We start from the raw sequence: 16,467 nt of genomic DNA on the forward strand, positions 1-16,467 counted from the left end.
TTTTCATCGGATCACTTATGATTTTTTATCATTTTTTTGATATAATAAAGGAGAAAATCCCAATCCTATCGAGAAGAATAGAAAGATTGAATTATGACACAAGTAAAAATTGTAACGGACTCTTCTGTTACTATCGAACCAGAAGTAGTTAAAGAATTAAATATCACTGTTGTCCCTCTATCAGTTATGATTGATAGTGTGCTTTATTCGGATGCAGATTTGAAAGAGGGAGAATTCCTTCATCTTATGCAACAAAGTAAGAATCTGCCTAAAACAAGTCAGCCACCTGTGGGAGTGTTTGCTGAGGTCTTTGAGGAACTAGGTAAAGACGGCAGTCAAATTATCGCCATTCACATGTCCCATGCCTTGTCTGGAACTGTGGAAGCTGCTCGCCAAGGGGCAAGTCTCTCAACTGCTGATGTAACGGTTATTGATAGTTCCTTTACAGATCAAGCGATGAAGTTCCAAGTTGTTGAAGCCGCAAAACTTGCTAAAGAAGGTAAAGATTTAGAAACGATCTTAGCTCATGTAGAGGACGTCAAAAATCATACAGAACTCTATATCGGTGTTTCGACGCTAGAAAACTTAGTTAAGGGTGGTCGTATTGGACGTGTGACAGGATTACTAAGCTCACTCTTGAACATTCGTGTAGTAATGCAGATGAAAAACCACGAACTTCAACCAATCGTCAAAGGACGTGGAGCGAAAACGTTCAAAAAGTGGCTTGAGGAATTAACCAATACTCTTTCCCAAAAATCAGTTGCAGAAATTGGAATTTCCTATGCTGGAACGAACGAATGGGCGAATGAGATGAAGGTATTATTGCAACCTTATGTTGAGAAACCAATCTCTGTATTGGAAACTGGCTCTATTATTCAAACTCATACTGGAGAGAATGCTTGGGCGATTCTAATTCGTTACAATTCCTAAAAAAATAGAGAAAAAATGGTCAAAATAGTGTTTTTGACTTGACCTATAGCCGATTTTAGGATATGATTATATTTGTTAATTAGAAATTATTTGGAGGATTTGTTAACATGGCAAACAAACAAGATTTAATCGCTAAAGTAGCAGAAGCTACAGAATTGACTAAGAAAGATTCAGCAGCAGCAGTTGACGCTGTATTTGCAGCAGTAACTGAATACCTTGCAGCTGGTGAAAAAGTTCAATTGATCGGTTTCGGTAACTTTGAAGTTCGTGAGCGTGCTGCACGTAAAGGTCGCAACCCACAAACTGGTAAAGAAATCAAAATCGCAGCTTCTAAAGTTCCAGCATTCAAAGCTGGTAAAGCTCTTAAAGACGCTGTTAAATAATGAATTTATAAAAGCCTATTGTATCAAGCTACTTAGCTTGGTCAGTAGGCTTTTTTTTTGTTTATTTGAGAAGTTGATGTTATGATTCTTTGCAAAAAGAAAAAGATTCCCATGGATGAGAACCTTCTTTTCATTAGTTTTTAGAAGCTGCTTGAAATTCAGGGTTTTTCCATGCTTCATCAATGATAGCTTGCAATTCCTTAGCAGATGCTTGCATTTTTTGAGTTTCAGCGTCGTTCAATGGGATGTTTACTGGACGAACGATACCGTGTGCACCAACAACAGCTGGTTGACCGATAAAGACGTTTTTAACACCGTATTGACCTTCTTGGAAGACTGAAAGTGGAAGTACTGCATTTTCGTCATCAAGGATTGCTTTTGTAATACGAGCAAGTGCCACTGCAATACCGTAGTATGTAGCTCCTTTTTTGTTAATGATTGTGTAAGCAGCGTCACGAACACCTTCAAACAATTCAATCAATTCAGCTTCTTGAACGTTTTGAGTGTCTTTAAGGAATTCTTCAAGGTTTACACCAGCGATGTTAGCGTGTGACCAAACCGCAAATTCAGAATCTCCGTGTTCACCCATGATGTAGGCGTGAACTGAACGAGCATCAACATCCAATTTTTCAGCAAGTGCTTGACGGAAACGTGCTGAGTCAAGTGAAGTACCTGAACCGATAACACGTTCTTTAGGGAATCCAGAGAATTTCCAAGTTGAGTAAGTCAAAACGTCAACTGGGTTAGCTGCAACAAGGAAGATACCATCGAAACCTGATTCAACAACTTGTGTTACGATTGATTTGTTGATAGCCAAGTTTTTACCTACAAGGTCAAGACGAGTTTCACCTGGTTTTTGAGGAGCACCTGCAGTGATAACAACAAGGTCAGCGTCTGCACAGTCAGAGTATTGAGCAGCGTAGATTTTTTTAGGTGAAGTGAAGGCAAGGGCGTGGCTAAGGTCAAGCGCATCACCAACAGCTTTTTCGTGTAATTGTGGAATTTCGATAATTCCAAGCTCTTGTGCAATTCCTTGGTTAACAAGTGCGAAAGCGTAAGATGAACCTACGGCACCGTCACCAACAAGGATCACTTTTTTGTGTTGTTTAGTTGAAGTCATTATCTAAACATCTCCTTCATTTTTTTTAGGGGAATCCCCAGACAATTTCATTCTATCACTTTTGAAAAGCTTTGTCACGAATATTCTATTCGGTTATCGATGTAAACGTTTTAGTGGTTTTCAAAGACTGAAATGAAGGACAAATTATGGTATAATATATCTAATTACTAATAGTGAAATGAGGCATTTATGAATGCAGGATAGAAATTTAGTGAATGTCAATCTGACAAAGGAGATGAAGACCAGCTTTATCGACTACGCCATGAGCGTTATCGTCGCGCGGGCCCTTCCTGATGTTCGAGATGGCTTAAAACCTGTTCACCGTCGTATTCTTTACGGAATGAATGAACTAGGTGTTACACCAGACAAACCTCATAAAAAATCAGCCCGTATTACAGGGGATGTTATGGGTAAATACCACCCACATGGTGATTCCTCTATTTACGAAGCCATGGTTCGTATGGCTCAATGGTGGAGCTACCGTTACATGCTTGTTGATGGGCATGGAAACTTTGGTTCTATGGATGGGGACGGTGCTGCCGCGCAGCGGTACACTGAGGCACGTATGAGCAAGATTGCTCTTGAAATGCTTCGTGATATCAATAAAAATACAGTTGATTTCGTAGATAACTACGATGCTAACGAACGTGAACCCTTGGTCTTGCCAGCTCGTTTTCCAAACCTTTTGGTCAATGGAGCAACAGGTATCGCCGTTGGGATGGCAACCAATATTCCACCTCACAACTTGGGTGAAACCATTGATGCAGTGAAGTTGGTTATGGATAATCCTGAAGTGACGACTAAGGACTTGATGGAAGTCTTGCCTGGTCCAGATTTTCCAACTGGTGCCCTTGTCATGGGGAAATCAGGTATCCATAAGGCCTATGAGACTGGTAAAGGTTCCATTGTCCTTCGTTCTCGTACAGAGATTGAAACCACTAAGACGGGTCGTGAGCGCATCGTTGTAACGGAATTCCCTTATATGGTTAATAAAACCAAGGTGCATGAGCATATTGTTCGCTTGGTTCAGGAAAAACGAATTGAGGGCATTACAGCCGTACGTGATGAGTCCAACCGTGAAGGCGTTCGCTTTGTAATCGAGGTTAAACGCGACGCGTCTGCCAACGTTATCCTTAACAACCTCTTCAAGATGACCCAGATGCAAACCAACTTTGGTTTCAACATGCTGGCGATTCAAAATGGCGTGCCAAAAATCTTGTCCCTTCGTCAAATTTTGGATGCTTATATCGAGCACCAAAAAGAAGTGGTTGTTCGCCGTACTCGTTTTGACAAGGAAAAAGCAGAAGCGCGTGCGCACATCTTAGAAGGTCTTTTAATTGCACTTGACCATATTGACGAAGTGATTCGTATCATTCGTGCCAGTGAAACAGATGCGGAAGCCCAAGCTGAATTGATGAGCAAGTTCAAGCTTTCTGAGCGTCAAAGTCAGGCTATCCTTGATATGCGTCTTCGTCGTTTGACAGGATTGGAACGTGATAAGATTCAGTCTGAATATGATGAATTAATTGCCTTGATTGCAGATTTGGCTGATATTCTTGCCAAACCTGAGCGCGTGGCGCAAATCATCAAAGAGGAATTGGACGAAGTCAAACGCAAGTTTGGTGACAAGCGTCGTACGGAGTTGATGATCGGAGAAGTCTTAACTCTTGAAGATGAAGATTTGATTGAAGAAACGGATGTCTTGATTACCCTATCTAACAAGGGCTATATCAAACGTTTGGACCAAGGTGAGTTCACTGCTCAAAAACGTGGTGGCCGTGGAGTTCAAGGTACGGGAGTTAAGGATGATGACTTTGTGCGTGAGTTGGTTTCAACCAGCACCCATGATCATTTGCTCTTCTTTACCAATAAAGGACGCGTATATCGACTGAAAGGTTATGAAATCCCTGAATACGGTCGTACCGCTAAGGGCTTGCCAGTTGTCAATCTTTTGAAGTTGGACGAAGGTGAGAGTATTCAGACCATCATCAACGTTGAGTCTGAACGTAGTGATGACGCCTATCTCTTCTTTACAACTCGTCACGGTATTGTGAAGAGAACCAGTGTTAAAGAGTTCGCTAATATTCGTCAAAATGGACTTAAAGCCTTGAATCTCAAGGATGAAGACGAATTGATTAATGTCTTGCTGACAGAAGAAGACACAGATATCATCATTGGTACCAAATTTGGTTATGCCGTTCGCTTTAATCAATCAGCCGTTCGTGGCATGAGCCGTATCGCGACAGGTGTCCGAGGAGTTAACCTTCGTGAAGGAGATACTGTAGTTGGTGCTAGTGTCATCACTGACCAGGACGAGGTCCTTATCATCACTGAAAAAGGGTATGGTAAACGTACTCTTGCAACTGAATATCCAACAAAAGGTCGTGGTGGTAAAGGAATGAAGACAGCCAATGTTGCTGAGAAAAATGGCCCTCTTGCAGGTCTCCTCACTGTTAAAGGAGATGAAGACCTGATGATTATCACGGATACAGGTGTCATGATTCGAACAAATGTTGCCAATATTTCACAAACAGGACGCTCAACTATGGGAGTTAAAGTGATGCGTCTAGACCAGGATGCCAAGATTGTGACCTTTACAACGGTTGATGCGGTAGAAAAAGAAGAAGTTGGGACTGAAAACGAAACAGAAGGTAAAGCATAATGTCTCATAAAAAAACGAAAAGTAAGAAGAATAAGCGTAGGAATCTATTTCTCAATATTTTAGCGGTTTTCTTAATTCTTTTATCCTTAGCTTTGATTTTTAATTCAAAGATTCGAGATCTCTTTATGGTGTGGAATACCAATAAATACCAAGTCAATCAGGTTACTAAAGAAAATATAGATGAAAATCTCAAAACGGAAGGAAATTTTGATTTTGATTCGGTTAAATCTATTTCATCTGAAGCAGTTCTAGCCGCTCAGTGGGACGCTCAGAAGCTTCCCGTTATTGGAGGAATTGCTATTCCCGAAGTGGAGATTAACTTGCCGATTTTCAAAGGGTTGGATAATGTAAACTTGTTCTACGGAGCAGGAACCATGAAACCAGACCAAAAAATGGGAGAGGGCAACTATTCTCTAGCGAGTCACCATATCTTTACTGCTGAAAATGCCAGTCAAATGCTCTTTTCACCTTTAGTTAACGCTAAAGCGGGTATGAAAATTTACCTGACCGATAAGGATAAGGTTTATACTTATGAGATTACGGAAGTTAAACACGTTACTCCGGATCGAGTAGATGAAATCGAAGATCGTGATGGAGTAAAGGAGATCACTTTGGTTACCTGTGTTGATTATAATGAGACTGAGCGTATAATTGTTAAGGGAATTTTTAAAGAATCAAAAACTTATTCAGATACTTCTGAGGATATTTTGAAGGCCTTTAATCAACCGTATAGACAACGTTATTAAGTTTGAAAAAACCAGTGAAACTATTTGTTTTACTGGTTTTTATGTAAAGAAAAGTAGATGTTGGAAAAGCTATAAACGAAAGGATGAGGAGTATTATATCTGAAATAGTTGAAACAAAATTTTTAGATTCTTACAGAAAACGCTTTCTAGAAAACTAGAAATATGTTATAATTATCACAAATAAAAGTTTTAGGAGTTTTTTATGGTCTCTTCAGAATTTATTTCAAAGATTGAATTTGCTTGCAAGAAGAAAGAAGGTCTTTATAGCCAAAGCAAATTCAAGTATGCGATTCGTTCCATGTTTGCAGGTGCCTTTCTAACATTTAGTACAGCTGCGGGTGCAGTTGGGGCTGACTTGATTAATAAGATCGCTCCAGGTAGTGGTCGCTTCCTTTTCCCATTCGTTTTTGCTTGGGGATTGGCCTACATTGTTTTCTTGAATGCCGAGTTGGTAACTTCAAATATGATGTTTTTAACAGCTGGTAGTTTCTTGAAAAAAATCTCTTGGAGAAAAACAGCTGAGATTTTACTTTACTGTACCTTGTTCAATCTCATCGGAGCCTTGATAGCAGGTTGGGGCTTTGCCCACTCAGCAGCCTATGCAAATCTAACACATGATAGCTTCATTTCAGGGGTTGTAGAGATGAAGTTAGGTCGTTCAAATGAGTTAGTCTTACTTGAAGGTATTTTAGCCAATATCTTTGTAAACATTGCCATTCTTTCATTTGTTTTGGTGAAAGACGGAGGCGCCAAACTTTGGCTTGTCTTATCAGCAATTTACATGTTTGTATTCTTAACAAACGAACACATTGCTGCGAACTTTGCTTCTTTTGCGATTGTTAAGTTTAGTGTTGCAGCAGATTCAATTGCTAATTTTGACATACCTAATATTCTTCGTCACTGGGGTGTAACCTTTGTCGGAAACTTTATCGGAGGAGGTCTCTTGATGGGCTTGCCATACGCCTTCCTCAATAAAAATGAAGATACTTATGTCGATTAAAGAAATGAGCACGAGTGAATCGTGCTTTTTTGTTTGATGTGAAAGACTAGTCATAGTTGTTCCTTATATCAAAATATAGAAAAATGGTATTGGAAAAGACTAGTCCAAGATGATACAATATCCCTAATGAAGCTATTTGGAGGTCGTCATATGACTCGTGATTTTAAATTTGAAACTCTACAATTACATGCTGGGCAAGTAGTTGATCCAGCGACCAAGTCTCGTGCAGTACCGATTTATCAAACAACATCCTTCGTTTTTGATGACACGCAAGAAGGTGCCGATTTGTTTGCCTTGAGAAAACCGGGGAATATCTATACCCGTATTACCAACCCTACAACAGCAGCCTTTGAAGAAAGAATCGCTGCTCTTGAAGGTGGTGTTGGAGCGCTAGCGACAGCATCAGGTATGGCTGCTGTAACCTACACTATTTTGGCGCTTGCTCACGCAGGTGACCATGTGGTGGCGGCATCAACTATTTACGGTGGGACCTTCAACCTCTTGAAAGAAACCCTTCCTCGTTATGGGATTACAACAACCTTTGTCGATGTGGATAATTTGGAGGAAGTAGAAGCAGCTATCAATGACAATACCAAGCTTGTCTTGATTGAAACCTTGGGGAATCCCTTGATTAACATTCCTGACTTGGAAAAATTGGCTGAGATTGCGCATAAATACCAGATTCCTCTCGTTTCAGACAACACTTTTGCCACACCATATTTGATTAACGTCTTCTCTCACGGTGTAGATATTGCCATTCACTCAGCAACTAAGTTTATCGGTGGGCATGGTACAACTATTGGCGGTGTCATCGTGGACAGTGGTCGTTTTGACTGGGCAGCTTCAGGGAAATTCCCTCAATTTGTTGAGGAAGACCCAAGTTACCATAACTTGAGCTATACTCGTGATGTGGGTGTAGCAGCCTTTATTATCGCTGTTCGTGTTCAATTGCTCCGTGATACAGGTGCGGCCTTGTCGCCATTTAATGCCTTTCTCTTGCTCCAAGGGCTTGAAACTCTCTCTCTTCGTGTCGAACGCCATGTGCAAAATGCAGAGAAAATTGTTGATTTTCTTGTCAACCATCCTAAGGTAGAGAAGGTCAACTATCCAAAACTCGCTGACAGTCCTTATCATGCCTTGGCTGAGAAATATTTGCCAAAAGGTGTTGGTTCAATCTTTACATTCCATGTTAAAGGCGGAGAGGCAGAAGCTCGCAAGGTGATTGATAATTTGGAAATCTTCTCTGACCTTGCAAACGTTGCAGATGCCAAATCTCTTGTTGTCCATCCTGCGACAACCACTCACGGTCAGTTGTCAGAAAAAGACCTAGAATCTGCAGGTGTCACACCAAACCAAATCCGTTTATCTATCGGTCTTGAAAATGTAGAGGATTTGATTGAAGATTTGCGCTTGGCCTTGGAAAAAATTTAAAGTAACAGATATAAACAGTGGGTTTCGACTCGCTGTTTTTGATTTTCCCTCAGGCATGATATAATGGTTAAAGAAGTCTAGAAAGAGGAAAGATATGAACGAAATCAAATGTCCCAACTGTGGGGAAGTCTTTACAGTAAATGAAAGTCAGTATGCCGAACTCTTGTCTCAAGTGAGAACGGCAGAGTTTGATAAGGAATTGCACGATCGAATGAAGCAGGAACTGGCCTTGGCTGAGCAGAAGGCCATGAATGATCAACAGTCTAAACTGGCTCAGAAGGATCAAGAAATTGCGCAACTGCAGAGTCAAATCCAAAACTTTGATACAGAGAAGGAATTGGCCAAGAAAGAAGTTGAACAGACAAGCCACCAGGCCTTATTGGCTAAGGACAAGGAAGTGCAGGCCTTGGAAAACCAATTGACTACCTTGCGTTTGGAGCATGAAAATCAACTGCAAAAGACCCTTTCTGACCTTGAAAAAGAACGGGATCAGGTCAAAAATCAGCTCCTTTTGCAAGAAAAGGAAAATGAGTTGTCTTTGGCTTCTGTTAAGCAGAATTACGAAGCCCAGCTCAAGGCGGCTAATGAGCAAGTCGAATTTTACAAGAATTTCAAAGCGCAACAATCTACCAAGGCTATCGGGGAAAGTTTGGAACAGTATGCAGAGAGTGAGTTTAACAAGGTTCGTAGTTTTGCCTTTCCAAATGCCTACTTTGAGAAGGATAACAAGGTCTCTGCGCGTGGATCTAAGGGAGACTTTATCTTCCGTGAATGTGATGAAAATGGTGTCGAAATCATTTCCATCATGTTTGAGATGAAAAATGAAGCGGATGGAACAGAGAAAAAGCACAAGAATGCGGACTTCTACAAGGAATTGGACAAGGACCGGCGGGAGAAAAACTGTGAGTATGCAGTTTTGGTGACCATGTTGGAAGCAGATAACGACTACTTTAACACTGGAATTGTGGACGTCAGCCACGAGTATGAAAAGATGTATGTGGTTCGTCCTCAATTCTTTATTCAGTTGATTGGTCTTCTACGGAATGCAGCGCTTAACTCGCTACAGTATAAGCAAGAACTGGCCTTGGTTCGGGAGCAGAATATCGATATTACACATTTTGAGGAAGACTTGGACGCCTTTAAACTAGCTTTTGCTAAGAACTACAAGTCTGCTTCGACAAATTTTGGCAAAGCAATCGATGAAATCGACAAGGCTATTAAGCGGATGGAAGAGGTCAAAAAGTTCCTAACCACATCTGAAAACCAACTTCGCTTGGCTAACAACAAGTTGGACGATGTCTCAGTCAAAAAATTGACTCGAAAAAATCCAACTATGAAAGCCAAGTTTGAAGCGTTGAAGGGGGAGTAGGAGGATCCTATGCAGATACGAAAAGCAACCATGAAAGATGCTGAAGCCCTACTGTCTTTATACGAAGATTTGGGCTATCCAACGACCGCTTCTAAGCTGTCTCGACGTTTAGAAATAATTCTTTCTCAACCAAATTATGGTTGTCTTCTAGCTGAAAGAAACGGAGAAATTTTAGGTTTCTTAGGTTATGCAAAGCTCTTCTTTTTTGAAGCAGATGGATCTTACTATCGTATTTTAGCTTTGTCAGTTGCAAAAGAAACAAGACGACAAGGAATTGCTAGTAGGCTAATTGATGAATTGAAAAAACAAGCGATAAAAGAAGGAGTTAAGGCATTGGCTCTAAATAGTGGATTAACCGCTGAACGAAATGCTGCACATCAGTTTTATCAGGCAGTTGGATTTGAAAAAGTGACTGCTGGCTTTGCCTTGCATTTATAAATTCAACATAAATAAATCATGAAAAAATAGTAGAGGGAACGAAGTAATGTCTTCAACAAAATGGAAAACCTTACATTTTAACGAAAAGAGCATGGACTATGTGACATTTGGAAAAGGAAAGGATCCTCTAGTAATTATACCAGGCTTGGGGGATGGGCTTCAGACCGTGAAAGGTATAGCTATACCTCTTTCAATCATATACCGTATACTTGCGGAACGTTACAAAGTTTATGTTTTTAGTCGCATCAATAAGTTGCCAGAAAATTATACAACACGAAATATGGCTGCTGATGTAGCGGAAGCTATGGATGTATTGAATTTAAAAAGTTCTGTCGTCATGGGGATTTCCCAAGGTGGTATGATTGCTCAATGGGTAGCTGTAGATTTTCCAGAAAAGGTTGAAAGTTTGATTTTGGCTGTTACTACTGCAAAACTAAGTGAGCTTGGTATGGAGCGGATTAGACGCTGGCTAAGCCTGAGTCAAATAGGGACTTATAAAGAACTGATGGTTGATATTGCTAGTCACTCTTACACAACTAAATCCTTCGGAAAATTCAAATACCTTTATCGAATAATGGGAATTTTTGGCCGTATTAAAGATAAACAACGCATTGCTATTCAGGCTGTATCTTGTTTGAAACACGATAGCCTAACCATTTTGGAAAAAATAAACTGTTCTACGCTAATCATTGGAGCAGAAAAGGATGATGTTCTAGGCGTAGAAGCTTCACTTGAATTGCATCAGCATATCAAAGATAGCCAGCTCACTATTTTGCCAGAGTGCGGCCATGCACTTTATGAGCAGAATAAGGATTTCCAAAAGAGAGTTTTAGTATTTTTAGAAAGTTAATGAATGAACGGTATTATCAACTTAAAAAAAGAAGCGGGGATGACTTCGCATGATGCGGTTTTTAAGCTGCGTAGGATTTTGGGAACCAAGAAAATTGGTCATGGTGGGACCTTGGATCCAGATGTGGTGGGTGTTTTGCCGATTGCGGTTGGTAAGGCGACCCGCATGGTCGAGTTTATGCAGGACGAGGGCAAGGTCTATGAGGGGGAAATCACTCTTGGTTATTCAACGACGACTGAGGATGCCAGTGGAGAAGTGGTCGCAGAGACCCCTGTTTTGTCGCCCTTGGATGAAACCATTGTCGATGAAGCGATTGCTAGTCTGACTGGGCCTATTACTCAAATTCCGCCTATGTACTCGGCTGTCAAGGTTAATGGTCGCAAGCTCTATGAGTATGCGCGTGCTGGTCAGGAAGCGGAACGTCCAGAACGTCAGGTGACCATTTATCAATTTGAGCGGACAAGTCCGATTTCTTATGAGAGCGAACTTGCGCGTTTTACCTTTCGTGTGAAATGCAGTAAGGGGACTTATATCCGTACCTTGTCAGTTGACTTGGGAGAGAAGCTTGGTTATGCGGCCCATATGTCCCATCTGATTCGAATGAGTGCTGCAGGTTTGCAGCTAGAAGATGCTCTTACCTTGGACGAAATTGCTGCAAAAATGGAGGCTGGTCAGCTGGACTTTCTCCATCCTTTAGAGATTGGTACAGGTGACCTTGTTAAAGTTATCCTAACTCCAGAACAAGCTACAGAAGTGCGCTTTGGTCGTTTTATCGAGCTAGACCAAACAGAACAAGAATTGGCTGCTTTTGAAGGTGATAAATTGCTTGCCATTTTAGAAAAAAGGGACAATTTCTACAAACCGAGAAAGGTTTTTAGCTAGTTTAACTAGATTGTGGGGATAGATTGATGTTTCCCCTAGACTATCCAAAATCAGACTATAAATTTTGCAAAAAATGTGATAGAATAGACGACGGATAAAAAAACGGAGGATAGCATGCAAAATAGACCAATCATTATCGGAGTGACAGGTGGTTCTGGTGGTGGTAAGACCAGTGTTTCAAGAGCCATTTTATCTCACTTTCCTGATGAAAAGATTTCCATGATTGAGCATGATTCATACTACAAGGATCAGTCTCATTTGACCTTTGAAGAGCGGGTCAAAACCAACTACGACCATCCATTTGCCTTTGATACAGACTTGATGATTGAGCAGATTAAGGAATTGTTGGCAGGGCGCCCGGTGGATATTCCAACTTATGACTATACAGAGCATACACGGAGTAGCAAGACCTATCGTCAGGAGCCTCAGGATGTCTTTATCGTTGAGGGGATTCTGGTCTTGGAGGACAAGCGCTTGCGCGACTTGATGGACATCAAGATTTTTGTGGATACGGATGATGATGTGCGCATTATTCGTCGTATCAAGCGTGATATGGAAGAGCGTGGTCGTAGTCTGGATAGTGTGATTGACCAATATCTTGGTGTGGTAAAACCTATGTATCACCAGTTCATCGAGCCGACCAAACGGTATGCCGATATCGTCATTCCTGAAGGGGTCAGCAATACAGTTGCTATCGACCTTTTGACGACAAAAATTGCAAAGATTTTGGAAGAAGCGCGAAACAGTAAATAATCAGATGAGGAGGCCTTGCCTCCTTTTTCTATTTTTCCTTTAGTTTCAGTAGGAAAAAGGTGATTTTTAAGCATGTTTTTGGTATAATAATACCCATGGAAAAGCAAGAAAATGTATAGTAGGTGGAGATGGAAAAGTATTTATCAATAACAACTTTGACCAAGTATCTGAAAATGAAATTCGATAAAGACCCTTACTTGGAACGGGTCTATTTAACTGGTCAAGTTTCCAACTTTCGTAAACGACCTACTCACCAATATTTCTCCTTAAAAGATGACCATGCAGTTATTCAAGCGACCATCTGGTCAGGGATCTATCAGAAATTAGGTTTCGACCTGGAAGAAGGTATGAAGATCAATGTAATTGGGCGTGTGCAGGTTTATGAACCCAGTGGGAGCTACTCTATCATCATTGAAAAGGCTGAGCCTGATGGGGTTGGGGCGCTCGCGATTCAGTTTGAACAACTCAAGAAAAAATTGACGGAAGAAGGTTTATTTCAAGAGATATTCAAGCAACCTCTTCCCCAGTTTTCTAAGAGAATTGGTGTGGTAACCAGTCGCAGTGGAGCTGTTATTCGTGATATAATCACGACCGTCAGCAGGCGCTTTCCAGGTGTTGATATCCTTCTCTATCCGACTAAGGTACAAGGTGATGGAGCTGCGGAGGAAATTGCTCGAAATATTGCGCGTGCCAATCAACGTGACGATTTAGATTTGCTCATCATTGGTCGCGGTGGTGGTTCCATCGAGGATCTCTGGGCCTTTAACGAAGAAATTGTGGTACGGGCTATTTTTGAATCTCGTTTGCCCATCATCTCTAGTGTTGGTCATGAGACGGATGTGACCTTAGCGGATTTTGTGGCAGATAGACGGGCTGCAACGCCAACAGCTGCAGCTGAACTGGCAACGCCTGTGACCAAGTTGGATGTGTTAACTCATTTGCAAAATCAAGAAAAGCGGATGGCAACAGCAGTTCAGAATGTCCTGTCAAGAAAAAAGAAGCTTTGAAAAAATGCAGTCAGTCAGTCATCTTTAGACAACCAGAGCGCTTGTACGATGGATATTTGCAACGGTTAGATCAACTACAACTGCGATTAAAACAAAGTTTGCGAACACGGATTTCTGATAATAAACAGCTAGTCCAAGCAAGGACGCATCAACTAGTCCAATTATCACCTATAACCAAAATCCAGCGTTCTCAAGACCGTTTAGGTCAGTTGGACAAGCTCCTACGTAGCCAAATGGCGCTGGTTTATGATGCCAAGGTTGCTGAAGTCAAGAGACTTTCAGAAGCTCTACTGATGTTGGATACCAGTCGAATCGTGGCGCGTGGTTATGCTATTGTCAAAAAGGAAGAGTCCGTAGTAGATTCAGTTGAGAGTTTGAAGAAAAAAGACCAAGTGACGCTTTTGATGCGAGATGGTCAAGTAGAATTAGAGGTTAAAGATGTCAAAACAAAAGAAATTTGAGGAAAATCTAGCAGAACTGGAAACCATTGTCCAAAGTTTGGAAAATGGGGAAATCGCTCTGGAAGATGCGATTGCGTCCTTTCAAAAGGGCATGGTCTTGTCAAAAGAGCTCCAAGCGACGCTGGACAAGGCTGAAAAAACCTTGGTCAAGGTCATGCAAGAAGACGGAACAGAAAGTGATTTTGAATGAAGAAGCAAGAAAAATTAGCTCTTGTTAAATCGGCTTTGGAAGATTTTTATGGAGACCAGCAGTTTGCCTCTAGTTTACGAGAGTCTGTTCTCTATTCCATTCATGCTGGTGGCAAGCGTATTCGGCCTTTTCTCTTGTTAGAAGTTCTGGAAGCCTTGCAGGTCGCTATTAAACCTGCTCACGCGCAGGTGGCCGCGGCCTTGGAAATGATTCATACAGGGAGCTTGATTCACGATGACCTTCCTGCTATGGATGATGACGATTACCGTCGAGGGCGTTTAACCAATCATAAGAAATTTGGCGAAGCGATGGCAATATTGGCAGGAGACGCCTTGTTCCTAGATCCCTATGCCTTAATAGCGCAGGCGGATTTGCCAAGTCAGATCAAGGTGGACTTGATTGCCAACTTATCGCTTGCTTCAGGGAGTCTAGGCATGGTTGCCGGGCAGGTTTTAGATATGGAAGGCGAACACCAGCATTTGTCTTTGGAAGAACTTCAGACCATTCATGCCAATAAGACTGGAAAATTGCTAGCTTATCCCTTTCAAGCAGCTGCTATCATAGCTGAGTTGGCTCCTGAAATGCAGGTAAAACTGAAAACTGTTGGTGAGTTGATTGGGCTGGCATTTCAAGTTCGAGATGATGTACTGGATGTGACAGCTAGTTTTGAGGAAATCGGCAAAACACCACAAAAGGATTTACAAGCTGAAAAGTCAACCTATCCTGCCTTGTTGGGCTTGGAAGAGGCTATTACCTTTTGTAACCAAACTCTGGATCAAGCCGAGGCTAAATTAGAAGAAATTGCCCAGCAAGTCAGCTTTGAAACAGCGCCGATTGTGAAAGTAGTAGAAAGTTTGAGAATCAATGGCTAAGGAAAGAGTGGACGTACTAGCTTACAAACAGGGCTTGTTTGAAACGCGAGAACAGGCCAAGCGCGGTGTCATGGCTGGGCTTGTCGTAGCAGTCCTCAATGGAGAACGATTTGACAAGCCAGGAGAGAAAATTTCAGATGACACCGAGTTAAAACTCAAGGGTGAAAAACTCAAGTATGTCAGTCGAGGTGGTCTAAAACTAGAGAAGGCCTTGCAGATCTTTGATTTATCAGTGGATGGAGCAACCACGATTGATATTGGGGCTTCCACTGGAGGATTTACTGATGTCATGTTGCAAAATGGTGCTGAGTTGGTCTTTGCAGTCGATGTTGGTACCAATCAGTTGGCTTGGAAATTACGCCAAGACCCACGGGTTGTCAGCATGGAGCAGTTTAATTTTCGTTATGCTGAAAAGACTGATTTTGAGCCGGAACCGATCTTTGCCAGTATTGATGTGAGTTTCATTTCCCTCAGTCTGATTCTACCTGCCTTGCACCGTGTCTTGGCAGATCAAGGGCAGGTGGTGGCTCTGGTTAAGCCCCAGTTTGAAGCAGGTCGTGAGCAGATTGGGAAAAATGGGATTATTCGTGATGCCAAGGTTCATCAAACTGTCCTTGAATCTGTCACAGCTATGGCAGTAGAGGAAGGATTTTCAGTCCTTGGTTTGGACTTTTCTCCCATCCAAGGTGGACATGGAAACATCGAATTTCTGGCATATTTGAAAAAGGAAGAGGGAGCAAGTAATCAAGTTGCCCCTGAAATAGAAAAAGTTGTAGAGAGAGCGCATAGAGAATTTAAAGATGAATAAAAAAGAGAGACTTGAAAAAATTAGAAGATTTGTTACGGATTATCAAATCGGGACTCAGGAAGAAATCGTTGAGCATTTGAAGGAAGCAGGTATTTCTGCTACTCAAGCCACTGTCTCAAGGGACATCAAGGAGCTTGGTATTGTTAAAATTCCTTTGAAGAACAACACCTATATCTATGAGTTGCCGAAATCAATTGTCAAAAGTTTGCAGTTGGCTGAGGACAATATTGTGAGTTCTGAGTTAATGGGAAATATGATCAACCTTGCTGTCATTCCTGGAAATACCATTTTTGTGAAGAGTCAGTTGGTTGAAGCATTTTCTGAACAGATTTTTAGCTGTCTAGCTGATGATGATTCTATCTTAATTGTAGCTAGAACAGCAGAGGCAGCTGAAGAAATTGTTGAACAAGTCAAAAAATGGTAGGTCAGTATGTTACTTGAAATTTCGATAAAAAACTTTGCCATTATTGAGGCGATTTCCCTCAATTTTGAAAAGGGTATGACTGTTTTGACCGGAGAAACGGGTGCTGGAAAGTCTATCATTATCGACGCTATGAATCTCATG

At 41.4% G+C, this 16,467-nt stretch carries 17 protein-coding genes and 1 pseudogene; 17 read left to right on the forward strand and 1 reads right to left on the reverse strand.

The features are described 5' to 3' along the window. Positions 1–93: 93 nt before the first annotated feature. On the forward strand, positions 94–930 hold the full coding sequence (locus tag SORDD15_RS01945) for a DegV family protein (protein ID WP_061413872.1): 837 nt from the start codon (positions 94–96) through the stop codon (positions 928–930). 107 nt (positions 931–1,037) lie between these two features. Further along, a complete protein-coding gene (locus SORDD15_RS01950; RefSeq protein ID WP_001284636.1) occupies positions 1,038–1,313 on the forward strand; it encodes an HU family DNA-binding protein in 276 nt (91 codons plus the stop codon). Between the two features lie 133 nt (positions 1,314–1,446). Here SORDD15_RS01950 and SORDD15_RS01955 read toward each other — a convergent pair whose 3' ends face one another. Beyond that, positions 1,447–2,433, reverse strand: a complete 987-nt coding sequence (locus SORDD15_RS01955; RefSeq protein ID WP_000204722.1) for an L-lactate dehydrogenase — start codon at positions 2,431–2,433, stop codon at positions 1,447–1,449. A 193-nt stretch (positions 2,434–2,626) separates the two neighbouring features. Between SORDD15_RS01955 and gyrA the strand changes: the two genes are divergently transcribed. From gyrA to SORDD15_RS10415, 15 genes and pseudogenes are all read left to right on the forward strand, one after another. After that, positions 2,627–5,095 carry a DNA gyrase subunit A gene (gene gyrA, locus SORDD15_RS01960; protein ID WP_061413874.1) on the forward strand — a complete coding sequence of 823 codons (2,469 nt, stop codon included), beginning with the start codon at positions 2,627–2,629 and terminating at the stop codon, positions 5,093–5,095. Continuing rightward, positions 5,095–5,841 carry a class A sortase gene (locus tag SORDD15_RS01965; RefSeq protein WP_061413876.1) on the forward strand — a complete coding sequence of 249 codons (747 nt, stop codon included), beginning with the start codon at positions 5,095–5,097 and terminating at the stop codon, positions 5,839–5,841. Before gyrA ends, SORDD15_RS01965 begins: the two co-directional genes overlap by 1 nt. Before the next feature lie 202 nt (positions 5,842–6,043). Next, entirely contained in the window at positions 6,044–6,841 is a 798-nt protein-coding gene (locus tag SORDD15_RS01970) for a formate/nitrite transporter family protein (RefSeq protein ID WP_061413878.1), read from the forward strand. 150 nt (positions 6,842–6,991) lie between these two features. Further along, complete coding sequence (locus SORDD15_RS01975) at positions 6,992–8,272, forward strand: O-acetylhomoserine aminocarboxypropyltransferase/cysteine synthase family protein (protein ID WP_061413880.1); 1,281 nt, start codon at positions 6,992–6,994, stop codon at positions 8,270–8,272. A 94-nt stretch (positions 8,273–8,366) separates the two neighbouring features. Continuing rightward, positions 8,367–9,641 (forward strand): DUF2130 domain-containing protein, encoded by a 1,275-nt coding sequence (locus SORDD15_RS01980; RefSeq protein ID WP_061413882.1) that lies wholly within the window; start codon positions 8,367–8,369, stop codon positions 9,639–9,641. A 9-nt stretch (positions 9,642–9,650) separates the two neighbouring features. Continuing rightward, the gene (locus SORDD15_RS01985) at positions 9,651–10,079 is read left to right on the forward strand and encodes a GNAT family N-acetyltransferase (protein WP_061413884.1); all 429 of its coding nucleotides are present in this window, start codon (positions 9,651–9,653) and stop codon (positions 10,077–10,079) included. A 46-nt stretch (positions 10,080–10,125) separates the two neighbouring features. Then, positions 10,126–10,929 (forward strand): alpha/beta fold hydrolase, encoded by an 804-nt coding sequence (locus tag SORDD15_RS01990; protein WP_061413886.1) that lies wholly within the window; start codon positions 10,126–10,128, stop codon positions 10,927–10,929. Positions 10,930–10,932: 3 nt separating this feature from the next. After that, entirely contained in the window at positions 10,933–11,811 is an 879-nt protein-coding gene (truB, locus tag SORDD15_RS01995; protein ID WP_061413887.1) for a tRNA pseudouridine(55) synthase TruB, read from the forward strand. A 114-nt stretch (positions 11,812–11,925) separates the two neighbouring features. After that, positions 11,926–12,564, forward strand: coding sequence for a uridine kinase (gene udk, locus SORDD15_RS02000; RefSeq protein ID WP_001181376.1), 639 nt, complete (start codon positions 11,926–11,928; stop codon positions 12,562–12,564). Positions 12,565–12,692: 128 nt separating this feature from the next. Next, positions 12,693–14,032, forward strand: a pseudogene (gene xseA / locus SORDD15_RS02005) (exodeoxyribonuclease VII large subunit). After that, positions 14,010–14,222, forward strand: coding sequence for an exodeoxyribonuclease VII small subunit (locus SORDD15_RS02010; RefSeq protein WP_061413888.1), 213 nt, complete (start codon positions 14,010–14,012; stop codon positions 14,220–14,222). The pseudogene xseA and the gene SORDD15_RS02010 overlap by 23 nt, the downstream one beginning before the upstream one ends. Further along, positions 14,219–15,094 (forward strand): polyprenyl synthetase family protein, encoded by an 876-nt coding sequence (locus tag SORDD15_RS02015; protein ID WP_061413889.1) that lies wholly within the window; start codon positions 14,219–14,221, stop codon positions 15,092–15,094. Before SORDD15_RS02010 ends, SORDD15_RS02015 begins: the two co-directional genes overlap by 4 nt. After that, positions 15,087–15,902 carry a TlyA family RNA methyltransferase gene (locus SORDD15_RS02020; RefSeq protein WP_061413890.1) on the forward strand — a complete coding sequence of 272 codons (816 nt, stop codon included), beginning with the start codon at positions 15,087–15,089 and terminating at the stop codon, positions 15,900–15,902. The genes SORDD15_RS02015 and SORDD15_RS02020 overlap by 8 nt, the downstream gene beginning before the upstream one ends. Further along, positions 15,895–16,326, forward strand: a complete 432-nt coding sequence (locus SORDD15_RS02025; protein ID WP_001034390.1) for an arginine repressor — start codon at positions 15,895–15,897, stop codon at positions 16,324–16,326. The genes SORDD15_RS02020 and SORDD15_RS02025 overlap by 8 nt, the downstream gene beginning before the upstream one ends. Before the next feature lie 6 nt (positions 16,327–16,332). Continuing rightward, a partial coding sequence (locus SORDD15_RS10415; RefSeq protein ID WP_231097639.1) for an AAA family ATPase occupies positions 16,333–16,467 on the forward strand: 135 nt, incomplete at its 3' end.

Source organism: Streptococcus oralis, from assembly GCF_001578935.1.
GTDB lineage: Bacteria > Bacillota > Bacilli > Lactobacillales > Streptococcaceae > Streptococcus > Streptococcus oralis_R.

Bases quoted from the DNA above. Each gene is read 5' to 3' on its own strand.
- SORDD15_RS01970 (WP_061413878.1), top strand. From the start codon at position 6,044: ATGGTCTCTTCAGAATTTATTTCAAAGATTGAATTTGCTTGCAAGAAG.
- SORDD15_RS01955 (WP_000204722.1), bottom strand. From the start codon at position 2,433: ATGACTTCAACTAAACAACACAAAAAAGTGATCCTTGTTGGTGACGGT.
- SORDD15_RS01945 (WP_061413872.1), top strand. From the start codon at position 94: ATGACACAAGTAAAAATTGTAACGGACTCTTCTGTTACTATCGAACCA.
- SORDD15_RS02015 (WP_061413889.1), top strand. From the start codon at position 14,219: ATGAAGAAGCAAGAAAAATTAGCTCTTGTTAAATCGGCTTTGGAAGAT.
- SORDD15_RS01990 (WP_061413886.1), top strand. From the start codon at position 10,126: ATGTCTTCAACAAAATGGAAAACCTTACATTTTAACGAAAAGAGCATG.
- SORDD15_RS02010 (WP_061413888.1), top strand. From the start codon at position 14,010: ATGTCAAAACAAAAGAAATTTGAGGAAAATCTAGCAGAACTGGAAACC.
- SORDD15_RS01975 (WP_061413880.1), top strand. From the start codon at position 6,992: ATGACTCGTGATTTTAAATTTGAAACTCTACAATTACATGCTGGGCAA.
- SORDD15_RS02020 (WP_061413890.1), top strand. From the start codon at position 15,087: ATGGCTAAGGAAAGAGTGGACGTACTAGCTTACAAACAGGGCTTGTTT.
- truB (WP_061413887.1), top strand. From the start codon at position 10,933: ATGAACGGTATTATCAACTTAAAAAAAGAAGCGGGGATGACTTCGCAT.
- SORDD15_RS01950 (WP_001284636.1), top strand. From the start codon at position 1,038: ATGGCAAACAAACAAGATTTAATCGCTAAAGTAGCAGAAGCTACAGAA.
- SORDD15_RS01980 (WP_061413882.1), top strand. From the start codon at position 8,367: ATGAACGAAATCAAATGTCCCAACTGTGGGGAAGTCTTTACAGTAAAT.
- gyrA (WP_061413874.1), top strand. From the start codon at position 2,627: ATGCAGGATAGAAATTTAGTGAATGTCAATCTGACAAAGGAGATGAAG.
- SORDD15_RS02025 (WP_001034390.1), top strand. From the start codon at position 15,895: ATGAATAAAAAAGAGAGACTTGAAAAAATTAGAAGATTTGTTACGGAT.
- SORDD15_RS01985 (WP_061413884.1), top strand. From the start codon at position 9,651: ATGCAGATACGAAAAGCAACCATGAAAGATGCTGAAGCCCTACTGTCT.
- SORDD15_RS01965 (WP_061413876.1), top strand. From the start codon at position 5,095: ATGTCTCATAAAAAAACGAAAAGTAAGAAGAATAAGCGTAGGAATCTA.
- udk (WP_001181376.1), top strand. From the start codon at position 11,926: ATGCAAAATAGACCAATCATTATCGGAGTGACAGGTGGTTCTGGTGGT.